Here is a 19403-nt window from a genome sequence, read left to right as displayed (position 1 = left end):
TTAGTCCTCTTTATTGTAAAGGGCAATCTCTCTGGCCAGCGCCAGCTGCGGATCGCCGATAACCTCGATACGGTCAGGAGCCAGAGGCCAGGCCTGACGGATAGCCTCTTCAATGAGGGATGCCCCTCCCCCGACCAGGAATACCCGGTTAACGTTCCTGAAGGCCGTCAGCTCACTGGTGACGCGCGCGCCCAGGGAAGTGATTGCCTCTGTAATTTTGTTCAGAACATCGTCAATTTTTCCGGCATCGTTGATCACTCGCTGCAGATACTGACGATCATTGCGGTTGCGGATGACCGTGTCAGCAATAAGCGCGCTGGTTTCGCTGTCTGCAGCCCGCAGCGCGCCTGCAGCTGCGCGGGTGACCTGTGACACGCCGACAGACGGATTGCCGTGTACCGCACTGATATCATCAAACTGTCCGACAATCACGCCGGCATCGAGCGTGGTTCCGCCGAGATCGATAATCAGTGTGGTCTCAGCGGGTCCGGGCTTCAGCTCGGCGAGACGGGAGAACGCCGCCGGCAGTGATTCCGGCATTACCTTCACGTCCGTTACGGTAAATGCCCTGCCCTTATTCAGAACCAGCTCACGCATCAGGTTTTCCCGTTTGCGTCGGATGTTCTCCTCGTTCCGCTGGCAGTCCCCGTCATAATACTCGCTCAGGGGCAGCGTCACGGTCAGGCTCACCGGCTGCGGCTCAAGTCCGCTGTTCAGCAGGGCATGATGCACGGCCAGCAGGTTGAGATCACCGTACTGGTATTCCACGTTTGTCGTCGGGATGGCATCCCGGCTGACGCTGTCCCAGGTGTATTTCAGCGTGCCCACCTGATAGTTGAACGTTGCGGCACTGAATTCCGCCACTTTCCAGCCATGCCGGAAGGAGTTAGCTGAAACCCGGGTCTGCAGCTCGTTTCCTTCAAACCATGCCAGCTTAACATTAGTTGAACCATCATCGCAGTAAATATTCATCATTATGCTCCGTTAATTAAACTCAATTTGATACATATTATAAGAGCAAAATGGCAAAACAAAAGCCTTATTTTCTCATTGTGAGTAATTTAAAAATCTCACAATGAGGGTAAATAGCATTTTGAGTAACTTAGGTTACTCACCCTGTTCATGAAGCAGGTGATCTGGATTATCCTCGCGCTGTTAAATATACTGTATGCATAACCAGTATATTTAGACGTCAGGAGGAAAGATGAAACTGCAGTTTTTCAGCACCGGGAAAGCACTCCCGCCACAGGCCCATCCGTTGTTTGCAGACCTGGCCAGCTGCGGTTTTCCCAGCCCTGCCGCTGACTATGTCGAGTCCGACCTGGATCTCCATGATTACTGCATACGGCACCCGAGCGCGACTTACTATCTCCGTGCCAGCGGTGACAGCATGTCCGACGGCAGCCTTTACAATGGCGATCTGCTGGTTGTGGACAGTGCAGAGAAGCCCCGGCACGGCGATATTGTTGTGGCCAGCGTGCAGGGGGAGTTTACGGTTAAACGGCTTCTGCTGACGCCACGACTGACGCTGCAGCCAATGAACGCCGCCTGGTCGCCGATTTATCCCGACCCGGACGATCTGGATATCTTTGGCGTCGTCACGCACATCATCCACCGCCCGAGGGAGATGTACTGATGTTTGCCCTGGCCGATGTGAACAGCTTTTATGCCAGCTGCGAACGCGTTTTCCGCCCGGATTTGAAAGGAAAGCCGATCGTCGTCCTGAGCAACAACGACGGAAATGTGATCGCACGCAGCGCCGAGGCGAAGCCCTGGATCAAAATGGGCACCCCGTGGTTCCAGATAAAGAACGAGCTTTACCCGGAACAAATATACTGTTTTTCAAGCAATTATGAGCTTTACGCCTCGATGTCGGCGCGCGTGATGAACTGCCTGGAGGAGCTGGCCCCCAGGGTGGAACAGTATTCGATCGACGAGATGTTCCTTGACCTGACAGGCGTGGAGCACTGCATGGATCTTGAGGATTTCGGCCGGCAGCTGCGCCAGCACGTGTATGACTGTACCCGTCTGACCATCGGTGTGGGCGCCGGACCAACGAAAACGCTGGCGAAATCAGCCCAGTGGGCCTCAAAGGAGTGGAAACAGTTTCGCGGCGTGCTCGCCCTGACCCGGGGGAATCCTCAGCGAACGCGGAAACTGCTTTCACTGCAGCCGGTCGAAGAGATCTGGGGCGTGGGAAACCGCATTGCACGCAAGCTCAATGTACTGGGCATCAGGACCGCTCTCGATCTTGCCCTGACGAACCCGGCCTTTATCCGCAAAAATTTCTCCGTGGTCCTTGAGCGAACGGTCCGGGAGCTGAACGGGGAAAGCTGTATGTCACTTGAGGAAGCCCCGCCAGTGAAACAGCAGATTGTCTGCAGCCGCAGTTTTGGAGAGAAAATCACGGAGTACGATTCGCTCCGCCAGGCTGTCTGTCAGTACGCAGAGCGGGCCTCAGAAAAGCTGCGTAAAGAACACCAGTATTGCCGGCATATTTCCGTTTTCATCAAAACGTCTCCGTTCGCCGTTAAAGAGCCTTACTATGGCAACGTGGCCACGGAGAAACTGCTTACCCCCACCCAGGACACCCGGGACATTATTGCGGCCGCCACAACGGCTCTGGAGCGTATCTGGAAGGATGGCCACCGGTATGCCAAAGCCGGTGTGATGCTGAATGACTTCACCGGCTCCGGCGTTTCGCAGCTGCAGCTGTTCGACGAACGTCCGCCACGTCCTCACAGCGCTGAGCTGATGAAGGTTCTTGATGGCATTAATCATTCCGGACTGGGACAGATCTGGTTTGCAGGACGAGGGATTGCGCCTGCATGGCAGATGAAACGCGATATGCTCTCCCCTGCGTATACCACACGCTGGAAAGATATCCCCATAGCGAGGATCGGTTAAATTTCGCTTTTCAGAGAGAGCCAGTAGTGCTCGCCGCAGCCGAACGACAGGGCGAAGCCCGCGAGTGAGCGAGGAAGCACCAGGGAACTGCACGGATAAATTCTGCTTACGCTCGGAGTCTAATGGTTAGCTCCTTCAGGTTTATCCACTTATCCACGGACATATTTTTATAAGATCTTTTTAATATGTTGTTAGGTTTACCTTTTTAGAACGTCTCTCAGCCCTTTATTCATGCGGGTTTGAGAAGGATCTTTGTGACAATTTGCCCTTTCAGTGTGACAAATCACCCTCAAAACCCCGGTTTATCTGTGACAGATTGCCCTTTACCCTGTGACAAATTGCCCTCAAAAGCTGCAGTATTTCACAAAGTTATCCCTACCTGTTGACTCTTTTTCATTTAGTGTGACAATCTTAAAATCTGTCACACTTTACACGGATCTGTCATGACGGAAGTTGCGGTTATCAACCATAAAAAACGTAAGAATAGCCCGCGTATTGTTCAGTCAAACGAACTTACTGAGGCGGCATACAGTCTGTCCCGCGATCAAAAGCGTATGCTATATCTCTTTGTGGACCAGATCAGAAAATCTGACGGTACGCTGCAGGAGCATGATGGGATCTGTGAAATTCAGGTCGCCAAATATGCGGAAACCTTCGGGTTGACCTCCGCCGAGGCAAGCAAAGATATCCGTCAGGCTCTCAAGGGATTCGCGGGTAAAGAAGTGGTCTTTTATCGGCCTGAAGAGGATGCCGGGGAAGAAAAAGGTTATGAGTCCTTTCCCTGGTTCATCAAACGTGCCCATAGTCCCTCCAGAGGGCTCTACAGCGTTCATATTAACCCGTACCTCATTCCTTTCTTTATTGGCCTTCAGAACCGTTTCACACAGTTCCGACTAAGTGAAACGAAAGAGATCACCAATCCCTATGCCATGCGCCTGTACGAGTCATTATGCCAGTACCGTAAGCCGGATGGCTCTGGCGTGGTATCCCTGAAAATAGACTGGATCATGGAGCGCTATCAGCTTCCGCAAAGTTATCAGCGTATGCCGGACTTTCGCCGTAGGTTCCTGCAGGCGAGTGTCGATGAGATTAACAGCAGAACGCCAATGCGCCTGTCTTATATAGAGAAAAAGAAAGGACGCCAGACGACTCATATAGTCTTTTCTTTCAGCGACATAATGTCGATTACACCTGAGTGAGTTTTGAGGGTGATTTGTCACAATTAGCAGGGTGGTTTGTCACACTAGAGTTAAAGCTCTCAGGGTGATTTGTCACAGAATAGTTTGTCTTCCTTTGCCCTGACTGGTTTTCTGGAACTACATGGTTCCGATTTTGTGCTTTAAATACACTTAATGAGGGCAATTTGTCACATTTAGTTCAGTGCAGCTTGTCACATATCCCCTCAGCCCTGAGTGTCGTTTGTCACACTTAAGTGCGTCCTTTCCACTTCTGGCTGAGGGTGCATTGTCACTATTTGAATTCAAAACCGCTGCCTGAACTAATTGTGCATTTTCCCTGCACTAAAAATGTGTTTGAGCAGGAAGCTGTTAAATGTCCTGTCTGAAGGTTCTGGCCAACCCGGAGGATCAGTTAAGAGCACACCTTCCTGCTCCATCCAGCTATGTGTTTGCAGTTTACGCTCGACATACTCCTCGGATTCAGAGCCCATTGTTTCGATGATCAAAGTGGTAACGATGTTTTCTTTGCTCGGAACTACATTCAGTATGAAGTCAGGATGAATGACCTCCTCCACCCCATTTTTAGTGCTTTTAGACGTGAAAAGTGGCTTGCTGAGGCTGATAGCATCCGGATGATTTTCCTGACGGCCAGCATAGCTGCTGGCGTTTATTATTACCTTCAGTGTGTCGCGTTCTTTGTTGCTATCCACAGGCACAGGATTATCAAGCGTATACGCAGCATGCGCATAGCCCTCATGGCAGTAAACCTTGCCATCCCTACCTCTGCGGTATTCCAGAATTGCCCAGTATGGGGCCCGACTGCCAGTGTTGTAGGTGCTTTCGCCATTGATACTGACTCGGGCTTCAGGCCTATGGATAAAAGTATTACTCCGAACGCTAAAGGTTACTTCTTCCCGACTGGCATCGGTCGCAATACCAATGATATACACGCATGACTCCTTATCACTGCTATCAGTCTGCAGTGAGACTTCCAGCTGAGTCAGCATGTCGTTAATCCGTTCGAGGGACAGCCAGGGCGCGCAACTGAACAGCATATTAAGCTGTGTTCCATTGCCCATTGTATGTTCATCCAGAACTTCTTTTATTCTTTTGACCGAACCGACTAACCCCGGACTTTTATATTCAGGTACTAGTTCAAGTTGGTTCAGGCCAGCTGCCTGAATGAGAGTCAGCAATTTTCGGCCTAGAGCCGGAATGGGTTTAAGAGTTTTGCGTCGACGCTTACGGGGCACTACCGGCCCTTCCACAGCGGTGATTTTGGTGTCTTTCTTCTTGTCAGGTAGCCAGTCATTACCGCCAACCGGATTTAGTGGGCTGGTTTTTCCTTCAGTGATAGTGTTATCAGCGTCCTTACTTTTCTTTAGCCTGAACAAAGGGCACTGTTCATCATGCTGTCTTGTCGTCTTGACGTGGCGTAACCTGGCAACGTTAACCTCGCAGTTAAAAGGACCTTCAATGTTCGGGTCATGTTCGACGCAATCGCATTTTAACCACAACTTACGGCGGTCCATTTCTTCAAGCACAGAATTTGCTATACGTAAATCAGCCTGAGCGGGTTTTCGACCGTTGCTGAACACATGCAGCAATGCCTCTCTCTCTGCCAGATTCAGTTTCCTTTCAAGCCTTCCCCTTGGATTTTTTTTCCACACCAGGTCCATTGCTTTACTCCTTCACTCAAAAGTGCGATTACGATAACAAGATAGCATCTTGTTATCGTAATATCTTATTAATATCGCAAGATGGTAGTGTTACATTCTAATCAATTGAATTTAATTTAGTTGTTAACATATTAAGTTAGCATGATAACAAAATATCAACTCCAGCGCATATTGAAAATTAATGTTTGCTATCCTATTATCTTAATAAGATAACAAACAAGGTGTGCGGAATATGATCATTGTTCTTGGTAGTCAAAAAGGTGGAGTAGGTAAAAGTACGCTCGCAGTTTCCATCGCTGCATATCTTATGGCATTAGGAAAGCGAGTTCTCATTGTAGATGCCGACGATCAAAAATCAGTGCTGACCTGGTATAACAATCGACCAGAGAACTTGCCTCATATGCCTGTGACTGGAGCGTCCGGCAACATCAAAGCCATGCTTAAAGAGCATGAAAAATCTTATGACTTTGTAATCGCCGATTGTGCTGGCCGTGACAGTGCAGAGATGCGAAGTGGATTAATGGCTGCAGATGTGTTTATTTCCCCTTTACGACCGTCCCAAATGGATTTGGATGTTGTACCTCATACATGCTCTGTTTTTACTGCTGCTAAAGATTTCAACGAGTCTGTACGTGGGTATTTAGTGTTGAATATGACACCAACTAACATGTTCGTTAATGAAGCTAATCAGGCGGCGGATGTTCTCAAAGACTTTCCGGAAATGAATCTGTCTAATGCTCGCGTATGTGACAGAAAAGCTCACAGGGATGCCTGGGCCGAATCAATGACTATTTTTGAAACACAGAACATCAAAGCCCAAGAAGAAATTGAAGCTCTGGTTAAGGAGATCATTCTGTGAGAAATAGAGCACATACGCCGCCAAAGGATGAAGCTTCGTTTATAAATGGAGGTTCAGCTGGCCTTACTGCAAAAAATCTTGACGAACCAAGTAATAAACCTGCGACTAGTAAAGCAAAACCAGTCAGCATCTCTCTTGCTGAAGAGAATCTTAGCTCAATTGATAATGTCATAAGGGAAGAGATGTTATCAGGGAACAGGAGAGTCAATAGATCAGATGTAGTTAGAGCTGCAGTGATGGCGTTAGAAAATTTATCGCGAGAAGAAATATCTCAACTCATTGAAAAATCTAGATTAAAATAATAATTTAATAACTTAATAAGATGGCAAGATAATAAATTACTATCTTGCTATCTTAATCATCTATTTTTTTAGCAACGCTACCGCCTCATCGCCCGGCATCTGGAACTGCACCCGGTGCCGTGCCGCGACATCGAGCGCAAACACCTTCGTATACACCTCAGTCGAACTGATGCTCTTATGCCCCATCAAACTCTGCAGCACCTTCAGTGGTATACCGGCATACAGCATGTGCATCGCGTAGGAATGACGGAACGTGTGCGGGGTCACCGGCACGGAGAACGTCACCCCGTCGGCCGCTGCGGCTTCAACTGCTTCGCTGAGCCAGGTGCGGACCGTCCGGTCGGTGATCTCCCAGATGCGTGCCTTCTCGGTTCTGCCGCTTCGCTTATTACGTCGTTCAAGAGGAATTTTCAGCGTGGCCACCATCATCTCCAGTTGACCGACATAATTCGCATCAGAAAGCGGTACCAGCCGGTGAGTCTGACTGCCGACGGGCGCACGGCCAGCCGTTCTGGCGGCTTTTTCAGCCCTTTGTTTGAGTGTGGCCAGCTGCACGAACGGATAGGGCGGTGCCAGGGAAAAATCACTCCGGGTCAGGGCCAGTGCTTCGTTAATACGGGCGCCGGTGTTCCACAGGGTAGCAAGAAGCATCTTGCGGTGAAGGTCGGGCACATAGTGGAGCAGGGCACTCACTTCCGGGGCCAGCAGGTATTTCGGCAGTTCGTCCTGAACCAGAGCCATCTGACGCAGGGCCAGCGCCGCCGGATAGTCGATAGAAACAGGTAACTGAGCCCCTGTGGTCGAATACCCTCCCAGGGTAACGAGTCCGGTCATCAGGATGATTCTCCGCCCGGGGATATGCGCAGTGCTTCCGCAATGATTTCCCGGTTTTCTTCGGTACGCGAGTTACCAAAATAGTCCACTTCCAGACGCAGGGAATGATCTGCAGCCTCTATCAGATCCGACACTTTCTGCAGGGCGCTTTGCAGCTGCGGCGCTGATATCACTCGTTGCACATCATGCACATCCACACCGTTGCGGTGTACCAGATCGTTTCGCCAGTCTGCGATGATACCCAGCGGCTCAGTTGGCCAGACGGGCGGTATATGAAGCACAGTCCCGAAATAGCGCTCAATGGTTTTTACGTTATGAAACGTCATCCGGGAAACAAAATTCTGCGCCGCAGGCCGGAACATAGAAAGAGCCATTTCACGGGCAGCATGTTTTACCGGATTTTTGATTTTATCGGACTTCATATAAAACTCATCCCTGAACCGTGTAAGCGGAAAATCCTCTTCCAGCAGAGCCCTGGCGCAGTACATCAGGTACGCCTCCATGACCGTCACGGCATGGACGAAAGACATCCTGTACACCAGTTCAGGCTGCTCTGTATCGAGCAGGGTATACAGCCCCTTCAACTCCTGCCTGGCGTGAAGGTAACGCTGATGAACATTGTTCAGGGAAGCCACAAACAGCCCGTGTTCATGATCCCACTGAGCCTGATCGGCGAGATACTCCTGTTCCCAGTAATAAAGGTTAGCGGCCTGTTCCCATTCTTCTGAGCCGGGTACAACATCCGGAGAATTTTCCGCAAGCCATTTATCAAATCGTTCAGATTCAATATCAATCATCTGGTCTTTCATGCTTCCCATAATGCCAGTACCCTTCTGTATGGTTCTGTAAATGAAAAATCCCGTCGGTCATACTGACGTAGCGCCTTCACGGAACGGCTCAAAGGCCAACAGGGCGTACGTCCTGGAGGGCAGCTCGGTACAGTCCCCGCGCAGCGGGTCGATCTCTTCATCTGTGGCCTCGTTATACCACATACGCAGCCGCCATCCCGTCACGGGAGGCGCGTTCTGTATGGCCAGCACCATCCCTTCCGGCGACAGCAGCTCACGGAGCGTGTAGCAGGCGCCAATCCGGGTCGAGTCCCGCAGCCACATAACGGGGTACTCACTGACCAGCTGGTCATATACGCATTCAGCCGAGTGAAAGTAATTTCCGTCCGCCCTGCATAAATCACACATAACCCTTCCTCTACTGAGAAATCCCGCCACCAGTTATCTCATGACGTTCTCAGAATCCGTCCTTCATTCGCCGCTGCACAGAGAGCAAGGTGAGCTCTTCCAGCCCGTCCGGGACGATCCGTTCCGGATTGGTGTAGATGGCATTCGCATCCCCGGCCAGCCACCACGTTCCGGAATTTCTGATTCGCTCAGCCACCGTCAGGCCGTCCCAGGTGACGATCAGCCAAGTGTTCACGCTCCGCTCATCCGGAGGGCGGAGCCAGAGCCGCTGATGACCGAGGGCGGTCAGCGCCCGCCAGACGGTTTCAAGTGAAACCGGGACGCGCTCGCTTTCATGTGATGATGTATTCATACGCAATAGTCACTCAGAGTAATTATTATGTGCAGCACAACTGACTGCGCACAGGACTGCATCAGTCACCCACCTGAATATTCCCCTGCTTATTTTTCCTGCCATGAATATCACCAGAAAGATAATAAGCAGCCATATAACCACGCCATTAAATTACCGGATACCCGTTTCCGGCAGATCCGACTTTCCGTCATATAACAACTTTCCGGAAGTGTAACACGGTGAGGGAATAAACAAAGCGGCAATATCTGCCCCTGCACGAAGGGTCGCAGGGAAGGGGGTAAACACTATATATAGAAGAAAAATCAGCCTATGGCGTAGCACATATTGTGTTTTTAGGCCGCTGCGCGCCGGGGCTGTTCCGGAAGATCCGGAACCACCAGAAATCGGATCCGGAATGATGAGAAGGCGAAAAGGTAATAAAATTCTTGAAAAAGTAATACATAAATGAAATAGTATTATCACCTCCAGTTTGGGTGTAAATTACCAAATGGGAGTATTATTTCTGTTTTAGCTTAAAACGTCAAAGAGGTGTTCATTATGGATAGTCAGACTTCATCTGAGCAAAATGCATCCCAGGGGACCGTGTCAGTCTCGCTCAAGGGCATTCCGACCGACCAGGGCCTCGCACTGAAAGAAGTGGCAAAGGCGTGTGATATTAACCAGTCTGCACTGCTGCGTGAGATGGTCAATGCCAGCATGGGCAGTATCATCCACGTCTTCTGTCTCAAGAGCCCGCTTGTCGCGTCCCTGGATCAGGATATTGCCCAGTATAACGCCAGTCATCTCCTGCCAGCCTGGAACTGTGCTCCTCCGGCACCGCAGTTTGAGGCGGCCTACCGCGATCTGCTTGGTATCCACACGGAAGATGATCTGACACGTATTTTGCTTCGTAATGCGCAGTACCTCCGGATGCGAACCAGCCAGGTGATGGCGAGAGAGCAGCAGTTCTACGGGGGAACGGCGCTCTATTTTGCCCTGTTCTGTGAGGTCGCCAGTCGCGATGAGCCGACGATTGAAGCCTTCTGGGCCAGCATTGCGCGCTTCTGGGGTACCTGGTATCGCCGCCAGGATTACTACTCTCAGATTAACCAGCTTCGCGGTGTGATGGGTTATGAGCCTGCGGATGGGCTCAGTGAAGCGCATGCCGTGGGTCTGTACAGCCGGGTATCCGTGTTTCAAGATGAGAGCGGGCAGCAGGGACTGAGCCAGGTGCTTCTGACGCTGCGCGCCGAGAACACGCGGACACTGCCGACTGGTGTGTTCGATTTTTTCCAGATTCCGGGACTCAATGGCCATATACTGACGCCTGATCCAGGCTACGGGGTACCGAAGGTGGGCCACTTTAATACGCTCGGTTTGGGTTTCCGTTTTCACGATGAAAGCAGTTCACTGCATTGCTATACCCTGGCGGACGAACGTACCGGCCCTGCGGAAACCCTTAGCGAAGTGGCGAGTCTGCTTGTCAGCACAGTGGATGACAGTCTGCGCCCGTATGCCGCTACAATTCCGGTTCATCATCGGTGACCCCGGGGAAGGCCACAGCGGCGGATTATCTTCGCTAGTGAAAGGTCCCGGGCGGCATATTCCTGCTGATGGTCGACCAAATGAAAAAAGCCACCCTCTGGGGGTGGCTTTCTGAATATGAGGCTCTGAGCCTCCCCGGGATTAAACCACTGACGGAAGGGAGAGCCGGTTTTTTCGGTAACATCCCCCGCATGGCGGCAGATGATTTAAATATGGTATGAATGAATCATAACTCACAGAACAAGAGATTTCCAGACCTATGCGCATCGACCGACGTCTTAGCAGGGATGCACTCACTGAGCGTCAGCTCTATTTTACAGAGTGCTGGGCTAATTTCTGCCATAAATACAGCCCGGACACGGATCGTGTCGGGTACAGCAACACCCTCAGTACCATCCGGGAACTGCTGTTTCTTTACGGAATGGAAGATCGTTTCAGTGCTGATAAAAAAAGACTCAGGGTTGCAACTGAATTACTTGAATTACTTGAAAATGATCAGGTTCTCAAGAGAGAGGCCTTTGGTGGCATACCCGATCAGCTGATGAGACTTCTGGACAGGGATATCCTCCCCGATCCCACACGAAGTACCGTGGAAAGACGTCCACGCCTCATCAGCAGCCTTTGTGTGCAACTGGCTGAAGTCACCGAGGCCAGTTATGTAACGGAGGCGCTTGAGATGCTTGAGCAGGAATTGTTTACGGAACAGGCCTTTGAAGAACGAAATGCTCAGAATATTTACGCGCTGACGAACGGGATCATGAGTGTTCTTCTCACCCGGGGAATGACACTGACAGAATGTTATCTGTTGTACAACAATATCTTCCGCAATATGAATGCTGAACCAGACGCATTTCGTGATGCCTTTCATTCGTTCCGGCAGAAACTGGTGACCCCTACCAGAAAAGTGACGGTCCGAATGTTTATTACCAGTGAGAAACTGCATAATCTACTTAACACGCAGGGACCCACGCTGCAGTTCAATGGATGCGTATTCCGGCCACTGACTGAATCCCGATCACGCTTTACCCTCTCTGTCGACATTCCAGTCTGTTCAATGTCTGATGCATCGGCCCGTAACATGGCCGGTCAGATGCTGCGTGAATCCCTGGATGTGATTGCCTATATGGCGGGGAAAGGGGAAATCACGGTCCAGAAACAGTTCACGATTATCAGGGACGACGGAGAAATCGAAGTGCCGCGATTCGATAATGAAATCGAGGCAAATGCGGACCGTTTAACAGACGAGGAATTTGCACGCTTTATGGTTGCGATGGATCGACTGTTTACGGATACACCTGTCGTTTCCCGAAAAAAAATCAGTTCTGCCTTTCGTTTTTTCCGAAACGGAATTGAAAGCCAAGTACAGGAAAGTCGATTCACCGCTTACTGGTCTGCTCTTGAATCATTAACATTAGGCGTTGCATCCGGCACGCCTTCACATGAACAGCATGTCATCAGCGTAGTGGTTCCATGTATGGTACTGGATTATATCGTCAAACAGCTGTTTTCACTCCGACAAGTACTCAGCTTCATTCAACGGGAGCCCGGACATCCCTTACGCGTACCAGACATAGCGTTACTTCCGCTTGGTCAACTATATTCTCTCCTTAAAGATGCTGACCGTGCCCGTGAGCTGCAGGAAGATTTGCGGCGGTATCCGTATGTAATGTACCGGGTGCGTAAGCTTGCCGGGATCTGCGCGTCACCCGAAAAAATGGCACATAAACTGGAGCAACATGCCGAGAAAGTCACCCGACATCTACACCGGCTTTATCTTCTGAGAAACACAATTGTGCATAATGCGGGTACCAGCCCGCATATTGACCTACTGACGGTGAATCTGGAACATTATCTGAGGGCAACCATCAGCGCGTTGTTTAATATTGTCGTGATACATCCCAGCGTTAGTACCGCTGAGGAAGCATTTACCCGATGTCAGTTCACCGCTGAATCCGTATTCAGGGAGCTCAATCCTCTGCACGAGATCACTGAAAAGAAAGCGATTGCAGCCATTGAGAAAAAAATGATTGAGGGGACAATATCCCGCAGCGATGCGCGTCTGATTGCGTGGCTTAATGCTCATGACTGATGATCTGCCCTGATGGCGGTGTGGCGTAAAAGAAAAAGTGATATTAACAGCCTCATCCGGAGCGCGCGGTCGACCTGAACAACTGTTCTGAAAAGGCGCAAAGACCATTCATCTGATCTTTGCGTCCTGTACCAAGACGTTCCGGCCTGTTGCAGAATCTCCGTGGTCTACTGGAATGGCTCATCAGGCATTGCAGCAACCCACTCTTTAGCTCAGAATACGCTCATATCGTGAACGAAACGCTTTTTCGCCTCCCTCCATTTGCCTGCATATCAGTGCCTTCATCGGGGCTTCCTGAAGCGCGCCGCAAAGTCCTGGATACAGGCCGGTACGATCATGCTGCATACTGATAACGTATTCTGCATCTCCGTTAACCACGATAGGGGCAGAATGCGACACAATAATAAGCTGCCGGCGTTTCTTGTTCGACATAATCGCGGGTATTACGCTCATGCTCAGCATCAGACAGTCCAGGTCATCCTCCGGTTGGTCCAGCAGGAGTGGATCAGTGCCATAAGATAAAAGGAACTGAAGCATGCTCGCCCCTTTTTGTCCCGGAGAAGCGGACGAAATATCCTCCATTTGTCCTCCGGGTGTCCGATACCGGATGTGAATGCCGTCGTCGGGATACCAGCATTGCAGTGCATCCATCTGCTGGTCATTCAGACCTCTGAGGCGATTCCGGAAAGTACCATGAAGCGAGGCCCCTGCCCCGGAGTTATCCTGACGGATTTCCTGGTGCAGCGCTTTCAATTCGTCCAGCGCCCTGTATTTTTGCTCTGTTGCAGCAGGTTGGGGGCTGAATGGACGCTGGCTGACAAATGCATGCAGTAAACCACTCCCGTCACCGTGATCATAGATGCGTTCGGCAAAATTACTGATACCAGTAACTGCCTGATAACCAGACACGATCTCTTCATGCGGGGCACAAAGAGGCAGGATCTTGATATCCAGATCGCTAAGAGACAGGGAAGACAGAAACGCTTTCCGGTTATGTGTCAGTGTCATTCGGTGAGCACGCATATCAGCCAGTAACAGATCAGACCGCGCCAGTGAGGCAGTAATCATTCCGTCAAGGCCGTCGTAATTTCTCAGCTCATTTTGCAGTGACTCACAGCGCGTCATCAGTTCGTTGAGCACATCGGGATTAAGTCCCTGAGCCCTGAGGGCAACAGCTTCAGCTTCCACTGCGGCCTCCTGCTCACTGACGGCAATACCCAGAGCCTTAAAAGACTGTTCCTGCCTGATGTCGCTGAGCTCAGCAGCACATTCTGCCAGGAGAACATTAAGTCGTTGGTCGTAATGCTGTTGTACAGATGACAGGCGGGCCATGAATTCCGTCAGTGTGTCGGACGGAGCCGGTGGAATGACGGGTATCTGCTGCGGTTCTGCTGCCAGAGCCTGAATGGCTGCAATATGCTGCTCGTAGAGTTCCAGAGGGAAGGTCACAGCAGAAAGCTCACTCCTGGCCACAGCCAGCTGGCTGCAAACGGGATAGTAGGTGCTTGACTGCAGTTGGCTGACAGCACGCTGTGCATCAGATAATTCTCCCTGCAGCGAGTCAGCTGTCACCTGTCTGGCCCGGAGGCCACGCAGGGTGATTTTTTCGTTCAGAAATTCTCGCTCCAGCTCTTCCCATCGCTCATTCCAGGCCCGTTTATTCACCATCGGACTCTCGTCACAGACGCGCAGGAATGCACCGGTGTCCGAAGCCAACTCGTAGAGCATTTTCTGACTGTAGATCGAGAGCGGGAAACGGTCCGCCGACCAGTGGTTGTCAGGCATCCATTCGCCGTCACTGAAGATGTGTAATTCATGGTTACCACCCGGTCGCCAGCTGAGCCTGAAATCGGTGCCTTCTTTATGAAACACACATTCGATGAAGGAATCTTCTGTCATCCCCGACTCACTGAACTGGCTCAGATTCCGGTTCTGGGACGCAGTGAGTCCCCCGGTCTTACGCATAGCAAGACGAATACTTTCGATGAGCGTGGACTTACCGCTGCCCCTAGAGCCAATTACGGCGTTATAAAAAGGACTGAATTCTACCGACGCTGCGTCCTGATTTGCAGGCTGGCAGTAACGGGTTCTGAGCTTCAGACTACGTAAATGCGAAGCAGGTTCCTCGGGAGGGAGCTGATCGAAAAGAACACAGTTATCCGGATCAAGCAGGGCATGTCGGAGCCCGTCAAAATCAGGGGACGACATTTTTAGCCAGCAGGTTCGTGCACCGGCCTGTTCAGGATGGTGCGCGTCTGAGCCCCGTAGCCACGGCAAACCATCAATAAGTCGTCGATGGGTTCCATCAGTAATATTTTCCACCTGATTTCTGATCTCAACCGCATGGGGTTTTTCCTGAAATGCGGCCGTCAATTCTCCCTGATTGGTCAGGCTTTGAAGAATGCCTTTAACCGCATCTATGTGGGCAAGAATACAGACCGCTTCAGGGTTACGGCGAATATTGTTAATGATACCGGCTGGTCCCAGCTGGAGAACCAGCTGGTGATTTTGGGCATTACGTGGAATGGGGCAGTTGTTATTGCACTGGGCCAGAAGCCTTTCCACATCGGCAGTGGTGCTGTGCGTGTGAAGAACTGCCAAAATGTGGACATTGCCGGTTGATGTCAGCTCCACCCCCGGAAAAAGCGTCAGTGGTCGGAATTCAGGCAGCTCGCCGGTACTCGCATCCTGAAACATTTTATCCAGCTCATCTTTCAGGATGTCGATCCAGGCACCGCTGTTATGATCGCTGATAACAACGCAATCGACCTGCTGCCGCATGTAAGCAAGAAGCCATTCTCTGGGAGTGATATCAGGCAATCTGTAATCATGTGAAGCCGGAGTATGGTTATGAAAATCAAATTTATACCAGCGAGATCCTACCATCATTGTTCCTTTTCCATGGCGCTTTAGAAGTCTCCCAACTATAAGAGATTTTGTACACAGAGAATGACATTTTTACTCATATGTTCCAGGGGTATTATGTCCCATCAACCAAAGTCCCGGTATAAATCACTCTCCTTTACTTCATAGTTATGAGCCAGCGCTGGCCAAGGATCCGACTTAACATCTTTTCGGATCTCAGGAGAGGAAGAGAGAGATTATTGCAGGATAAGCACAAAAAAGAGTGAATTGTTGTGATGAGTGGATTATTGCTGTAAATATCGCAATTCAAATTAATTATTAACAACAAAGCAATTTAACAGCGACCCCATCCGGGGTCACCTTAATTTTGCTCAGCGATGTTCAAACCGCACCACTGGTGTATCGGTAATTTCCATCTCCATTTCCCAGAGCGTTTTCATCACACCTTCAAGTGGATCACCGTTGCTGCGGTAGAAAGTGTTAAAAAGGGTTCCATCCGGATACCTGAACAACCTGAGTTCACCAAAGGATTCAGCACTGACCATAAGTGAAAATTTCTGTTCGGAATTGAGGACAAGGTAAATAAGACAGTTATTGATCCTGAAGGGCAGAGAGCGGCTACCTCTGGCCGATACATCAACATGTATGCTAAGGAAGGTGCGAATAAGCAGATCATGTCTTCCCAAGCTGACTCGCTGATTAAAATTTCGCGGATCTGGGCCGATTTTTTTCCCGCAAACACATCGAATCAGCCTATTTAGGCTATTTTTTCCACCATTTCTGGCGTTATTTCCGGTTTTTACTGAGATCTCTCCCACTGACGTATCATTTGGTCCACCCGAAACAGGTTGGCCAGGGTGAATAACATCGCCAGTTGGTTATCGTTTTTCAGCAGCCCCTTGTATCTGGCTTTCACGAAGCCGAACTGCCGCTTGATGATGCGAAACGGGTGCTCCACCCTGGCATGGATGCTGGCTTTCATGTATTCGATGTTGATGGCCGTTTTGTTCTTGCGCGGATGCTGCTTCAAGGTTTTTACCCTGCCGGGACGCTCGGCGATCAGCCAGTCCACATCCACCTCGGCCAGCTCCTCGCGCTGTGGCGCTCCTTGGTAGCCGGCATCGGCTGAGACAAATTGCTCCTCTCCATGAAGCAGATTACCCAGCTGATTGAGGTCATGCTCGTTGGCCGCGGTGGTGACCAGGCTGTGGGTCAGGCCACTCTTGGCATCGACACCAATGTGGGCCTTCATGCCAAAGTGCCACTGATTGCCTTTCTTGGTCTGATGCATCTCCGGATCGCGTTGCTGCTCTTTGTTCTTGGTAGAGCTGGGTGCCTCAATGATGGTGGCATCCACCAAAGTGCCTTGGGTCATCATGACGCCTGCTTCGGCCAGCCAGCGATTGATGGTCTTGAACAATTGACGGGCCAGTTGATGCTGCTCGAGCAGGTGGCGGAAATTCATGATGGTGGTGCGATCCGGCAGGGCGCTATCCAGGGATAATCGGGCAAACAGGCGCATGGAGGCGATTTCGTACAGGGCATCTTCCATGGCACCGTCGCTCAGGTTGTACCAATGCTGCATGCAGTGAATACGCAGCATGGTCTCCAGCGGATAGGGCCGTCGGCCATTGCCCGCCTTGGGATAAAACGGCTCGATGACAGCGGTCATATTCTGCCATGGCAGAATATGCTCCATGCGGGAGAGGAAAATCTCTTTTCGGGTCTGACGGCGCTTAGTGCTGAATTCACTATCGGCGAAGGTGAGTTGATGGCTCATGATGTCCCTCTGGGATGCGCTCCGGATGAATATGATGATCTCATATCAGGAACTTGTTCGCACCTTCCTTAGGATTTTCGCCACTGAATAAATTATAATAAATTGATTTTATAAGATATTCGTCATGGGCTATATGACCAGTACGAGTTGCATGCTCTAATGTTTCAGATGCCAGTATATGTGCGGCTTCAGCAAACATCCCAGGCCAACCCTTACTCAGCATAGACAGTCCTTTAAGGACTCTTATCTGAATCTCCCTCATACTCGCACCATCACGTGCAACAGGTAAGAAAAAGTCTTCCAGTAGGTCTTTGATCTGAAGTGGCGCAACATGGGCACTGTTGCAAAGTTAGCGATGAGGCAGCCTTTTGTCTTATTCAAAGGCCTTACATTTCAAAAACTCTGCTTACCAGGCGCATTTCGCCCAGGGGATCACCATAATAAAATGCTGAGGCCTGGCCTTTGCGTAGTGCACGCATCACCTCAATACCTTTGATGGTGGCGTAAGCCGTCTTCATGGATTTAAATCCCAGCGTGGCGCCGATTATCCGTTTCAGTTTGCCATGATCGCATTCAATCACGTTGTTCCGGTACTTAATCTGTCGGTGTTCAACGTCAGACGGGCACCGGCCTTCGCGTTTGAGCAGAGCAAGCGCGCGACCATAGGCGGGCGCTTTATCCGTGTTGATGAATCGCGGGATCTGCCACTTCTTCACGTTGTTGAGGATTTTACCCAGAAACCGGTATGCAGCTTTGCTGTTACGACGGGAGGAGAGATAAAAATCGACAGTGCGGCCCCGGCTGTCGACGGCCCGGTACAGATACGCCCAGCGGCCATTGACCTTCACGTAGGTTTCATCCATGTGCCACGGGCAAAGATCGGAAGGGGTACGCCAGTACCAGCGCAGCCGTTTTTCCATTTCAGGCGCATAACGCTGAACCCAGCGGTAAATCGTGGAGTGATCGACATTCACTCCGCGTTCAGCCAGCATCTCCTGCAGCTCACGGTAACTGATGCCGTATTTGCAGTACCAGCGTACGGCCCACAGAATGATGTCACGCTGAAAATGCCGGCCTTTGAATGGGTTCATGTGCAGCTCCATCAGCAAAAGGGGATGATAAGTTTATCACCACCGACTATTTGCAACAGTGCCGTCCAGCGGATATCAGCGCTGAAAGATGATGGCTGAGCGTGGAGGCAGGAATCTCAAGGTGCTTCTGCAGTTCGCCAACCGGCAGGCCTTCATGACCCGCCCTGACCAGCTCCCGGTATATGCTGAGACGTGTCGGGTGGCCCAGTTCTCGAAGTGCGTTTGCAGCAGTGTTTAAATCCATAATACCTCCTTTATCTATATTTCCAGAATAATAGAAATATAGCCTGCGTCAATCGTTTCTGCCGTGAGGGTACCGCTTTCCCAATCATGCTCTGTCCGCCAGGTTATGGGGGGCAGAGCCAGAGCACTACCGAAATCCTTGCGAATACCCGTGCAGGGAATAATTTCCGCCCCCTTTATGGCCGGAAAAAAAACTGATAAACGTCGCCTTTTCAGAAGGTTGCTTTCTTAACGTGGTTTTTCGCATGGTTGGACCTCAGACCCCATATAGGCAGCGCTAAGGGCAATCCGTGGGTACAGGATATTAACCACCGCGTTACTTTGTGGTTGCCCTGGCGGATAGGCTTTGTACGAGGAGGGAACCATTCTATTGCCAGCGGCGTTCTGGCCGGTGAGGGTGAGGTAATGGCACTGTTGCAAATAGTCGGTGGTGATAAACTTATCATCCCCTTTTGCTGATGGAGCTGCACATGAACCCATTCAAAGGCCGGCATTTTCAGC

17 protein-coding genes and 3 pseudogenes are annotated in these 19403 nt (G+C 50.7%); 8 read left to right on the top strand and 12 right to left on the bottom strand.

The genetic code is table 11. The features are described 5' to 3' along the window. Entirely contained in the window at window positions 1–972 is a 972-nt protein-coding gene (parM, locus tag SK53_RS21285) for a plasmid segregation protein ParM domain-containing protein (RefSeq protein WP_080336844.1), read from the bottom strand. A gap of 232 nt (window positions 973–1204) precedes the next feature. Between parM and umuD the strand changes: the two genes are divergently transcribed. From umuD to repE, 3 genes are all read left to right on the top strand, one after another. After that, complete coding sequence (gene umuD / locus SK53_RS21280) at window positions 1205–1636, top strand: translesion error-prone DNA polymerase V autoproteolytic subunit (protein WP_048209973.1); 432 nt, start codon at window positions 1205–1207, stop codon at window positions 1634–1636. Continuing rightward, a complete protein-coding gene (locus SK53_RS21275) occupies window positions 1636–2907 on the top strand; it encodes a Y-family DNA polymerase (protein ID WP_048209972.1) in 1272 nt (423 codons plus the stop codon). Before umuD ends, SK53_RS21275 begins: the two co-directional genes overlap by 1 nt. A gap of 443 nt (window positions 2908–3350) precedes the next feature. Beyond that, complete coding sequence (gene repE / locus SK53_RS21270) at window positions 3351–4106, top strand: replication initiation protein RepE (RefSeq protein ID WP_008502210.1); 756 nt, start codon at window positions 3351–3353, stop codon at window positions 4104–4106. Window positions 4107–4405: 299 nt separating this feature from the next. On the opposite strand, the gene SK53_RS21265 is transcribed toward repE, so the two are convergent. Beyond that, window positions 4406–5764, bottom strand: coding sequence for a hypothetical protein (locus SK53_RS21265; protein ID WP_008502209.1), 1359 nt, complete (start codon window positions 5762–5764; stop codon window positions 4406–4408). A gap of 232 nt (window positions 5765–5996) precedes the next feature. Here SK53_RS21265 and SK53_RS21260 point away from each other — a divergent pair, with 232 nt between their 5' ends. Both SK53_RS21260 and SK53_RS23080 read left to right on the top strand, forming a co-directional pair. Further along, window positions 5997–6623, top strand: a complete 627-nt coding sequence (locus SK53_RS21260; protein WP_008502208.1) for a ParA family plasmid-partitioning AAA ATPase — start codon at window positions 5997–5999, stop codon at window positions 6621–6623. Further along, the gene (locus SK53_RS23080; RefSeq protein ID WP_071530977.1) at window positions 6620–6925 is read left to right on the top strand and encodes a hypothetical protein; all 306 of its coding nucleotides are present in this window, start codon (window positions 6620–6622) and stop codon (window positions 6923–6925) included. The genes SK53_RS21260 and SK53_RS23080 overlap by 4 nt, the downstream gene beginning before the upstream one ends. Window positions 6926–6985: 60 nt before the next feature. Here the strand turns inward: SK53_RS23080 and SK53_RS21255 are convergent, their stop codons facing one another. The 4 genes from SK53_RS21255 to SK53_RS21240 are packed head-to-tail and all read right to left on the bottom strand — an operon-like array spanning window position 6986 to window position 9307. Further along, entirely contained in the window at window positions 6986–7759 is a 774-nt protein-coding gene (locus SK53_RS21255) for a site-specific integrase (RefSeq protein ID WP_008502207.1), read from the bottom strand. Further along, on the bottom strand, window positions 7759–8577 hold the full coding sequence (locus tag SK53_RS21250; RefSeq protein ID WP_048209971.1) for a hypothetical protein: 819 nt from the start codon (window positions 8575–8577) through the stop codon (window positions 7759–7761). The genes SK53_RS21255 and SK53_RS21250 overlap by 1 nt, the downstream gene beginning before the upstream one ends. 48 nt (window positions 8578–8625) lie before the next feature. Continuing rightward, a complete protein-coding gene (locus tag SK53_RS21245) occupies window positions 8626–8955 on the bottom strand; it encodes a hypothetical protein (protein ID WP_008502205.1) in 330 nt (109 codons plus the stop codon). A gap of 49 nt (window positions 8956–9004) precedes the next feature. Then, entirely contained in the window at window positions 9005–9307 is a 303-nt protein-coding gene (locus SK53_RS21240; protein ID WP_008502204.1) for a hypothetical protein, read from the bottom strand. A gap of 540 nt (window positions 9308–9847) precedes the next feature. Between SK53_RS21240 and SK53_RS23970 the strand changes: the two genes are divergently transcribed. Together SK53_RS23970 and SK53_RS21230 are read left to right on the top strand one after the other, a co-directional pair. After that, complete coding sequence (locus SK53_RS23970; protein ID WP_255349779.1) at window positions 9848–10834, top strand: hypothetical protein; 987 nt, start codon at window positions 9848–9850, stop codon at window positions 10832–10834. A 259-nt stretch (window positions 10835–11093) separates the two neighbouring features. Continuing rightward, a complete protein-coding gene (locus tag SK53_RS21230; RefSeq protein WP_008502202.1) occupies window positions 11094–12923 on the top strand; it encodes a hypothetical protein in 1830 nt (609 codons plus the stop codon). A gap of 207 nt (window positions 12924–13130) precedes the next feature. Here the strand turns inward: SK53_RS21230 and ppl are convergent, their stop codons facing one another. The 6 genes and pseudogenes from ppl to SK53_RS21205 form a co-directional block, all read right to left on the bottom strand. Next, a complete protein-coding gene (gene ppl / locus SK53_RS21225) occupies window positions 13131–15812 on the bottom strand; it encodes an anti-phage protein Ppl (RefSeq protein ID WP_032622986.1) in 2682 nt (893 codons plus the stop codon). Window positions 15813–16159: 347 nt separating this feature from the next. Continuing rightward, window positions 16160–16333, bottom strand: coding sequence for a hypothetical protein (locus SK53_RS23965; protein WP_230683677.1), 174 nt, complete (start codon window positions 16331–16333; stop codon window positions 16160–16162). 254 nt (window positions 16334–16587) lie between these two features. After that, window positions 16588–17568: an IS5-like element ISKpn26 family transposase gene (locus tag SK53_RS21220; protein WP_048209970.1), complete on the bottom strand. Its 981-nt coding sequence runs from the start codon at window positions 17566–17568 to the stop codon at window positions 16588–16590. Between the two features lie 40 nt (window positions 17569–17608). Next, a pseudogene (locus SK53_RS23070) lies at window positions 17609–17908 on the bottom strand (hypothetical protein); the annotation flags it as partial. Between the two features lie 46 nt (window positions 17909–17954). Then, window positions 17955–18659: an IS6-like element IS26 family transposase gene (locus SK53_RS21210; protein ID WP_031995997.1), complete on the bottom strand. Its 705-nt coding sequence runs from the start codon at window positions 18657–18659 to the stop codon at window positions 17955–17957. A gap of 64 nt (window positions 18660–18723) precedes the next feature. Further along, window positions 18724–18903: pseudogene (locus tag SK53_RS21205) on the bottom strand (ArsR/SmtB family transcription factor); the annotation flags it as partial. A 266-nt stretch (window positions 18904–19169) separates the two neighbouring features. Between SK53_RS21205 and SK53_RS24095 the strand changes: the two are divergent. After that, window positions 19170–19310 (top strand): annotated as a pseudogene (locus SK53_RS24095) (DUF6710 family protein); the annotation flags it as partial. Window positions 19311–19403 lie beyond the last annotated feature (93 nt).

The organism is Enterobacter sp. MGH119 (genome assembly GCF_001037675.1).
In the GTDB taxonomy this organism is placed as follows: domain Bacteria; phylum Pseudomonadota; class Gammaproteobacteria; order Enterobacterales; family Enterobacteriaceae; genus Enterobacter; species Enterobacter hormaechei_C.
Note: the sequence above shows the minus strand (reverse complement) of the source record. Positions and strands in the feature narration are given on the sequence as shown.